The sequence below is a fragment of the Brachyspira innocens ATCC 29796 genome (assembly GCF_000384655.1).
Taxonomy (GTDB): Bacteria; Spirochaetota; Brachyspiria; order Brachyspirales; family Brachyspiraceae; genus Brachyspira; species Brachyspira innocens.
Window position 1 is genome coordinate 1 of record NZ_ARQI01000056.1, and the last position, 9,690, is coordinate 9,690.

General features: G+C 26.2%; 8 protein-coding genes and 1 pseudogene. 3 read left to right on the top strand and 6 right to left on the bottom strand.

Annotated features, from left to right (window positions below; all coding sequences use genetic code 11):
* Window positions 1-488 (top strand): integrase core domain-containing protein (locus F811_RS0101170; RefSeq protein WP_020003478.1); only part of this gene is annotated, 488 nt, incomplete at its 5' end.
* Between the two features lie 78 nt (window positions 489-566).
* Here the strand turns inward: F811_RS0101170 and F811_RS0101175 are convergent.
* The gene (locus tag F811_RS0101175) at window positions 567-1,151 is read right to left on the bottom strand and encodes an ankyrin repeat domain-containing protein (protein WP_020003479.1); all 585 of its coding nucleotides are present in this window, start codon (window positions 1,149-1,151) and stop codon (window positions 567-569) included.
* A 172-nt stretch (window positions 1,152-1,323) separates the two neighbouring features.
* On the opposite strand from F811_RS0101175, the gene F811_RS0101180 reads away from it, so the two are divergent.
* Entirely contained in the window at window positions 1,324-1,626 is a 303-nt protein-coding gene (locus F811_RS0101180; RefSeq protein ID WP_013113458.1) for a Trp family transcriptional regulator, read from the top strand.
* On the opposite strand, the gene hemW is transcribed toward F811_RS0101180, so the two are convergent.
* The 4 genes from hemW to lpxC form a co-directional block, all read right to left on the bottom strand.
* Window positions 1,615-2,745, bottom strand: coding sequence for a radical SAM family heme chaperone HemW (gene hemW / locus F811_RS0101185; RefSeq protein WP_020003480.1), 1,131 nt, complete (start codon window positions 2,743-2,745; stop codon window positions 1,615-1,617). The genes F811_RS0101180 and hemW overlap by 12 nt on opposite strands.
* Before the next feature lie 6 nt (window positions 2,746-2,751).
* On the bottom strand, window positions 2,752-3,993 hold the full coding sequence (locus F811_RS0101190) for a hypothetical protein (protein ID WP_020003481.1): 1,242 nt from the start codon (window positions 3,991-3,993) through the stop codon (window positions 2,752-2,754).
* A 130-nt stretch (window positions 3,994-4,123) separates the two neighbouring features.
* Complete coding sequence (locus tag F811_RS0101195; protein WP_020003482.1) at window positions 4,124-4,981, bottom strand: sigma-70 family RNA polymerase sigma factor; 858 nt, start codon at window positions 4,979-4,981, stop codon at window positions 4,124-4,126.
* Window positions 4,982-5,074: 93 nt separating this feature from the next.
* The gene (lpxC, locus tag F811_RS0101200) at window positions 5,075-6,367 is read right to left on the bottom strand and encodes a UDP-3-O-acyl-N-acetylglucosamine deacetylase (protein WP_020003483.1); all 1,293 of its coding nucleotides are present in this window, start codon (window positions 6,365-6,367) and stop codon (window positions 5,075-5,077) included.
* A gap of 254 nt (window positions 6,368-6,621) precedes the next feature.
* Between lpxC and glyS the strand changes: the two genes are divergently transcribed.
* On the top strand, window positions 6,622-8,715 hold the full coding sequence (glyS, locus tag F811_RS0101205) for a glycine--tRNA ligase subunit beta (protein ID WP_020003484.1): 2,094 nt from the start codon (window positions 6,622-6,624) through the stop codon (window positions 8,713-8,715).
* A 497-nt stretch (window positions 8,716-9,212) separates the two neighbouring features.
* On the opposite strand, the pseudogene F811_RS17140 reads toward glyS, so the two are convergent.
* Window positions 9,213-9,690: pseudogene (locus F811_RS17140) on the bottom strand (integrase core domain-containing protein); the annotation flags it as partial.

The following is a 9,690-nucleotide window of genomic DNA, read 5'->3' on the forward strand; positions in this document are numbered from 1 at the left end:
GGACTTCGTCATATGCTTTTTTTGGAGAAATACGCTATTACCAGTTTACTGCTGTAGATATTGCTACTAAAATAAGTTTTAGATATTTATATTCTGAAAAAACACCAGAAAATACTATTAATTTTCTTGAACGTATGCTGGAATATTTCCCATTTCGAGTTCATTGTATTCAAACAGACAATGGCACAGAATTTACTTACCGAAAACTTTTATTTGAGAAAGAACACCCATTAGATATATTTTGTAAGAAGAAGCATATTAAAAGAGTTTATAGTCCTGTCTCATCTCCTTGGTACAATGGCGTAGTTGAAAGTACACATCACTGCGACCAACAAGAATTTTATGACTTTTGTAATAGTGAATTAACTTTAGAGAAAGCTAATCAAAAATTAAGAAAATATAATAATTTTTGGAACTACAAACGCATACATTCAGCTTTAAATTATGATACACCTATGTTATACTTCAAAAAACTAAGGAATACTTAAATGCAATATCTCTGGCTCCTGTGCATTTAATTTATAAACTTATTATTTCCTTTTATATTTACTATTATTCACTGTTATTTATTGTAATGAAGATAAGTATTTGTATATTTCTTCATAGCCCTCATATTGTGCTATGTCTATTGGAGTGAGAGAATAATTATCTTTTATATAGTCTTTGGCCCCAAGTTCTATTAAAGCAGCAACAGCATCATATTTATTATAATAAACAGCCCAATGCAAAGCAGTTCTTCCATTATTATCAGTTTCATCTAATAGGCTGCCATATTTTGATATGTCTTTTATTATTTCTATATTTCCATTAAATACAGCATACATTAAAAGTGTTTTGCTTTCGCTGTCTCTAATTTTGTAGTCTATATTTTTTCTGTTGTCTCTTATAAGTCTTTTTATATCGTTTATATTAAGATTATTATTTTCGTTAAGAAGTGCTTTCATCACTATTGTAAGGCCTGAAGAATCTATTTCATTGATATTTTTTATTATATTTTTATTGTTTTTATTATAATATATATATACAGCAGTCATTAATACAATAAATATTATAAATATAATGATAAAAATATTATTAATACCATTTTCTTTAGTTGATATTTTTTTAGTGTTTTTATTATCTTTATTGTTTTTTTTATTAGTTTTTTTCATAAATAGACCTTTGTTTAAAAAACAGTGATATTTATATACTTGTAATATATTATAAAATAACAAAATATATTTAATTGTATGCAATAATATAAAATTCACTTGAAAAAATTAATATTTATTCTATACTTATTATAGTAGTATTATAAATAGTAATAATTAAAGGAGAATAAATATGGAACTTTTAGCACATATTCTAGCAACAGAAACAGATGAAGAGTTTATTAAAAAGCTTTTAGGAGAACTTTTTACTAAGGACGAACAAGATATGATACAGCAAAGGCTTAGGATAGTCACCTTATTAAGGAAAAAAATGCCTCAATATGAAATAGCAAAACATCTTAATGCCAGCCTTTGTTCGATAACAAGAGGGGCTAAGGAATTAAAAAAAGAAGACAGTGCTTTAGCAGTAATAGTTGATAAATATCTTATAAATGACAAAAACTTTCAGGAATCTTTAATAAAATCACAGCAGTAATATACTAATCTCATCAGCATAATTAAAATAAGAATTTTTTATAGATAAGTATTTAGGGGATATATTAAAATATTCTCTATGGCTGTTTATCGTTTTTTCATGTTTTAAATAAAAATCTTCATTGAAAATGCAATTATATTTGTTTATGTTTATTCCTTTTGCTGTTCTCAGTGAAAGGAATATAAATTCTTTTTTTCTAGTGTCTTTATCTAAATATTCTCTTTCTTTTTCAGCAAGCTGATTTTTCGATATAGAATTAAAATAATCATTAATCATTTTTACATTCGTATATCTTATATTATTATAGCAGCCTGAGGCAGATACTCCTACTCCTATATAATCTTTCATAAGCCAGTAATTGCTGTTGTGAATAGAATTGTAATTAGATAGAGCAAAATTTGACACTTCATAGCGTTTTAATCCCAAGCCTTCTAATGTGTCAGAAGCTAATTTATAATAAATAATTGATTCTTCCTCGCTTGGAAGTAATTTTTCCCATTTATTTTGCAGTGATTCTGTTAGTTCCAAATAGTAAAGAGAAATATGCTTTATTTTTGGAAGAAGGTCAAATGAAAATAATATATCATCTTTTATCTGTGTTTTTGAGTTTAAAGGAAGACCGCATATGAAATCGAGAGAAATATTTTCTAAAGAAGATTTATTTATTAATTTGAGGGCATTTATAATATCTTTTTTGTCTGTGTGTCTGTTTATAATAGATAAACTTTTTTCATTGAATGTTTGTATGCCAAGTGAAAGCCTTATATTTTCTATATTTTCTAAAAAATTAATATATTTATTATTTATATTATTTATATTAGATTCTATTGTTATTTCTTTTATTAAATATTTATTTTCATTATGTGTATAAACAATATCTGTTATATTATCTAATAGATATTTTAGTAAATCATGACCTAATACAGAAGGTGTACCTCCTCCTAAATATATAGTTTCTATTTTTTGTTTATAATCTTTTATTCTAATTTTTAGCTCTTCTATTAACAAGTGAGTATATTTTTTGTATATATCAATATTATTCATATTAACAATAGAATAAAAATTGCAGTAACTGCATTTATATGTACAAAAAGGTATATGTATATAAAGCCCAGACATATTTTATTATAAGTTTTGTTTTTTTAAATAATTGTATATGTTTATTATAATATTTGCTATTTCTTCAGGCTTATCATCTTTATTTATGTAGAAATAATAAACATACAAATAATCTAATGGGTCTGGATCATTTTTTCCTTCAAATAATTCAAAAGGTGAAAATATCTTTTGTATTTCATCTTTAATTTCTTTTTGATTTAGTTTGTCTATTATATCGTTGCTGTTTGAAAATATACTTACATGGCAGTAATGTATATTAATGAATAATTTTATTAAAAGCTGTTTATTTAAATAAATAATTATAGGAGTTGAAGCTGCGGTATTGCTGTTTGTAATATTTTCTTTGAATATTTTTTCATCTAAATATCTGCAGTTATCATTATTAAGACCATGGCTTTTTAAATACTTTATAACATTTTTGATAATTTCTATTTGGTTTTTTATAGGATTTATTTCTATTTTTTTTGATTTTATTATACTGCTTGCTTCTAAAAATAGTTTTGAACATTCTTCTATATCTTTCATTGTGTTTAATGATTTATAAATTTCATTATTGTTTAAAAAATCTTCTATTATAGACTTTTCCATATTGTATTCCTCTTTTTTATTACTTATGTTTATCTCATTATTTCTAATTTGAATTAATGCTGAATAAATCGATGAATATTTATCATCTTTTAAGAAGCTGTATTTATTGATAATATTATTGTCTATAAAGTATGCAATATCACTATTCGATAAACAGCATACATTATCATAATTTTTTAATTTATTGTCCAATATGTTCGATTCATAATCGCTTTTACTTAATATAACAATAAATAAATTATCATTTGAATAACATTTTAATTGTTTTTTTAATTCAAAAATATTTATTTTGCTTTCTATAATGATTTTAAAATCATTATTATATATACTCATCTCAATTTTTATATTATCTTCAATGATATCAGCATCAATATTTATATCTTTATCAGTATTGATATTATTAAATCTAAGCATATCTTTTATAATATAATCAGCAAAATCTCTTGCAAAATTAATTTCTTTGTTATTATTATCAATTACAAAATTCACTTTCAAAATATCATATAATAATTGGTTTCTTAATATTTCTGGATACATAGAGTATTCTATAATATTTATTTTAGGTATTAATTTTTTTCTTTCTTTTTTTATTTTTTCTATTATTTGATTTTTTTCTTTTATGAAGATATCAAGTATATTTAATAGTTCTTTATCTTGCAAAATAACCTCCATTTCATAAAAAATATACTTATAAATTTTATTATTTTTCTAATAAAAGGTGTTAAGTATAATAATTATCTGAAATTACACAAGAAATATTAAATAAATTTACTGATTTTTATAATAAATTCTATTTTAAGAAATCTTTTAATGAACTGTATTTCTGAGAATGCATTTTTCTTAATGCTTTTTTTTCTATTTGCCTTATACGTTCTTTAGTAAAAGAAAACATCTCTCCAACTTCTTTAAGGGTTTTTCTCTCTTGATCTATACCGTATCTTGCATTGATTATCTGTTTTTCTATATCTGACAAACTTTCAATAGCAGTTTTTAACTCTTCCATAAGCTCTTTATTTATAGCAGTATCTTCAACATTTTTTGAAGTTTTATCTTCTATAGTATCTATAAGCCTGTCTTTCATTCCGTCATAATTATATTCACCTTCAAGAGATATATGCTCTGTACTCATAGACATAATATGCAGTATATCATTAGGATCTTTATTTAATATGGCAGCAAGCTTATTAACATCTGGAGTATATCCGCTTTTATAATAGTACTGATGTACTGTACGCTCCAAATCAACCAAATCCATAGCCTTATTGAGAGGAAGTCTTATAAGTCTTGATTTTTCATTGATAGCCCTTAATATACTCTGCCTTATCCAATACACAGCATATGATATGAAGTGATAACCTTTATCTGGGTCAAATCTATCAGCTGCTATTATAAGACCCATATTGCCTTCACTTATAAGATCTTCGAGCAGAAGTCCGCTGTTTTTATACTGTTTTGCAATAGTTATAACAAATCTTAAATTGCTTCTAATAAGTTTAGACCTTGCCTCTGCATCGCCTTCTTTAAGTCTTTTTGTAAGTTCTATTTCCTCTTCACGGGTTAATAGTTTTTCTTTTTTAGCATCAGCAAAATATAGAGATATATTATTTTGTTCTTCTGTCGTATTCGTTTTTAGTCTGCTATCTGCCATATATTATAACTCTTAAACAAAAATTCATTCCAGTATTATATTCTAACATTTTTGATTATTAAATCAATATGTTTTCTTCATATAAATATCTATCTATAAATATCTATTTGCCAAATCATGCACAACAGAATGATTAAAAGAATGTGAGGATTTATTTGCAGTTATTTTAGCTTTTATTGGTCTTGATAAAATATATAAATCTCCAATTATATCCAAAATTTTATGCCTTACAAACTCATTATCAAAATGAAGTTTAGTATTTATAACTTTACCATCGCATAATAATATATGGCTTCCTATCATACCGCTTCCAGCCATACCCATTTTTTGTGCATAGTCTATATTATCTATAGTATTAAATGATCTAGCTTTACCTATTTCTTCTGTAAACTGATCAAAGTTTTCAAATTTATATGTATATTTCTGAACGCCTATAGAACCTGCAAAATCTATACGCAAAGTTACTTCAAGTCCGTCATAAGGAGATAGTATGATATAAGTTTCATCATCATTAACATTTCCGTAAGTTAAAGTTTGATCTATAACTATAGGATCAGCATAATCATCTTGCTCAATAAAACCAGCCTCTTTTAAAGCATCGCAGAATACCAAAGCCGAACCGTCTACATTAGGTACTTCTCCATCGCATTTTACTATTAAATTGGTAATACCCATCATATGAAGTGCTGCTAAAAAATGTTCTGTGGTTTTTATATATCTGTTTCCAGATACCAAAGCAGTAGAATTAACAGCACCAGACTTATCTTTTGATAAAATGTTTTCAGGGGATAATTTTATATGAGTATTAGTATTAATATCTATAAAAACTATTCCCGTATTTGCTTCTGCAGGTACAAGTGTCAATGCAGTTTTTCTTCCTTCCATTAGGGCAAAACCGCTCACAACCACACTTTTAGCTATTGTTCTTTGACGTATTTTATATTTGCATTCAGTTTTTTTATTTATATGTTCATTATTTGTATTTTCTATTTCTATATTATTATTAACATGTTCTTTAAAAACTTCATCACAGCTTGAAAGTAGTTTAGATATACTTATAGGCTTTTCCAAAAAGTCATAAGCTCCCATTTTTGTAGCCCTTACAGCTGTTTCTACTCCGGCATGTCCGCTCATCATAATAACTGCTGTAGAAGGATATTTTTCTTTTATATGTGATAAAATATCAAGTCCGTCTACATTAGGAAGCCATACATCTAAAAATACCAAATTAATATTTTTACTTTCTAGTATTTTTTCAGCTTCGTTATTATTTTTTGCTATCTCTACATCATAGCCTTCATCTTCTAAAATAGTTTGACATGTTGTAAGTATGTCCTCTTCATCATCTATTATTAATATATTTTGTTTTGTTTTTATTGTCTGCATATTAAAAAATCTTCCATAAATTATATCGCAAATTTTTATATAATAAATATATTATATTAATTATATAAAATCAATAGTAAAATTATCGTCAATTATATACAATTTTGTACAAATATTATTATCCTTATATTTATTATAACCTTATATTAAACAAATAGTTAATAAAATTATAAATTATCAGTTAAAAAATATTGTTTTTTTTATATATAAATATACAATATAGCAGTTAATATATTATTTTAAGGAATATTAAAGTGAAAGATTTGCTTATTGAAATATTGGTTGAAGAGATACCTGCAGACTTTGCATATCCTGCAAGTATTAGTTTTAAGAAGATTATGGAAGACACATTTAAGAGTAACGGTGTGAATTTCAAATCCATAATAGCTTATACAACTCCAAGAAGATTATCTGTTCTTGCTGAAGATGTAGAAGAAAAATCTAAAGATGAAGTTATAGAGTTTAGAGGTCCTTTATTTGAAAGTGCTTTAAAAGACGGTGTATTAACAAAAGCAGGAGAAGGTTTTTTAAAATCTCATAATATTGATGCTGGATTGATTAAAAATATAGATGAAAAAGAAGACTTTAATAAACCATATATAAAAGAAGTAAATGGAAAAAAATATTTATTTGTAAAAGAAGAGAAAAAGGGCGTAGAAACTAAAAAACTATTTGAAGAAGTATTGGAAGATATAGTTTCTAAAATAGATTTTAAAAAGAAAATGAGATGGGGAAACAAAGATTTTGCTTTTGTACGCCCTATTAGAAATGTACTTGCTTTATTCGGAGACGAAATTATCAAAACTTCTGTGGCTGGAATAGAAACAAATAATAAAGTAACAGGACACAGACTTCTTTCTCCAGAGTTTACTGAAATTCATAATCCTAAAGATTATGAGAAAGTATTGCTTGAAAAACATGTTATTGTATCAAGAGAGAAAAGACTTGAAAATATTATTAGTCAGTTAGAAAATATAGAAAAAGAGCTTGGATTTGAGGCAGTTTCTAAGAAAAAAGTATCGGAAATAGTTGTAGATTTGGTAGAAGAGCCATACTTACTAACTGCTGAATTTGACTCTAAATTTTTAGAAGTACCTAAAGAAGTATTGACAAGCGAAATGATTGAACATCAGAAATACTTCCCATTATGCAAAAAAGACGGCTCTTTAACTAATGTATTTGTAATAACTGCAAATCAGCCTAAAACTCCTCAGATAATAGCTGGAAATATAAGAGTATTAACTGCAAGACTTTCAGACGGAAGATTCTTATACCAAGAAGATATCAAAAAAGGCATGGACGAGATGAATGAAAGACTTGAAATGCTAATGTTTAGAAAAGAGCTTGGAAGTGTTGCTGATAAAGTAAAAAGACTTGAGAAAAACTCTGAACTTTTAATAAGACTTTTAGGTTATGAAAAAGATAAAGATAATATACTTAAAGCTATTAAATATATGAAATCAGATTTAGTAAGCAATATGGTTTACAACTTCCCAGAACTTCAGGGTATAATGGGAGGATATTTTGCCAAAGCTATGAATCTTAATGATGATATTGCATTGGCTATTAATGAACAGTACAGACCTTTATTTGCTTCCGATGAAATACCTTCTAATGATGCTGGTAAAGCTATAGCAATACTTGATAAAATGGATAATATAGCAGCTGGATTCTATGTAGGTGATATACCAACTGGTTCTCAGGACCCTAATGCTTTAAGAAGGCAGGCTCTTGGTATTATAAATATACTTATAAAATCTAAAAAGCATGTTAATCTTAAAAAATTAATAGAAGATGCTATTAATTCTATGCCTAAAGATGCAAGAAATAATAAAAGCGAAGATTTACTAAAAGATATATTTGAGTTTTTTAAATCACGTTTTGAAAATGATATTGATTTTGCTAAAGATTCTGTTGCAGGAGTTCTCTCTACAGGTATAGATGATATGTATGATGCTTACTTAAAAATAGAAGCTATTGATGAGTTTAGAAAGAAAAATGAGGCTTTATTCTCTAATCTTTTAACAGTATTTAAAAGAATTAAAAATATGATTAAATCTGCTAAAGATGTTAATTTAGATGAGGCTTTATTAAAAGAAGAAGCTGAAAAATCATTATATAATACATATAAAGAAAAATTAAATGAAGTTAATAAACTTATGGAAAATAGAGAATATGAAAAAACTTTCTCTCTTCTTGCAAGTCTTTATGAACCTTTGGATAAATTCTTTAAAGATATAATGGTTAATGTAGAAGATGAAAAAATTAAAAATAACCGTATAGCTTTGCTTTCTTCAGTGGATAAAATTTTCAAAAATATGCTTGATTTCTCTAGTTTGGTAAAATAATAATTAATAATAAATAATTATAAAAGCACTTTCATTTATAAAAAAATGGAGGTGCTTTTCTTATTAACTATATAATATACCTGTTGTAATTTTATGCATACATATAGTGATATTATTATATAATAAATTTAAAAATAATATTTATAGTTTTAATAATTGGGGCTTTGTCTACGGAGTACACTGCGTGCCCCTCTCTGCGTGCTTCGCAAAACCCCACTTCTTTTGCCGTCCGCTCTGCGTGCTGTAGGCAAGGCACCTATCGGTGCTAACCCATACGAAGTCCGCCTCGCGAAGTGTGCCTTTGGCAGTGTCGGCAGGCGAAGGACTTCATATTTATATACTAAAATAGTATTTTATAAAACATGTAAAACATTATTTTATAATTGACAATTACTAATTTTTTTATATATAATTTTGTCAAGTAGTTTTGAAACAAGTCTATTAAAGGTATAAAAATACAAAATCGCAGTATTGCACAGGTGCCAAACATATTACATTTAAGTATTCCTTAGTTTTTTGAAGTATAACATAGGAGTATCATAATTTAAAGTAGAATGTATTCTTTTATGATTCCAAAAATTATTATATTTCCTTAATTTTTGATTTGCTTTTTCTAAAGTTAATTCTTGTGTACAAAAATCGTAAAATTCTTGTTGGTCGCAGTGATGTGTACTTTCAACTACGCCATTGTACCAAGGAGATGAGACCCACAGGGCACTTCGTAGCTAGACTATAAACCCTTTTAATATGCTTCTTCTTACAAAATATATCTAATGGGTGTTCTTTCTCAAATAAAAGTTTTCGGTAAGTAAATTCTGTGCCATTGTCTGTTTGAATACAATGAACGCGAAATGGGAAATATTCCAGCATACGTTCAAGAAAATCAATAGTGCTTTCTGGTGTTTTTTCAGAATATAAATATCTAAAACTTATTTTAGTAGCAATATCTACAGCAGTAAACTGGTAATAGCGTAT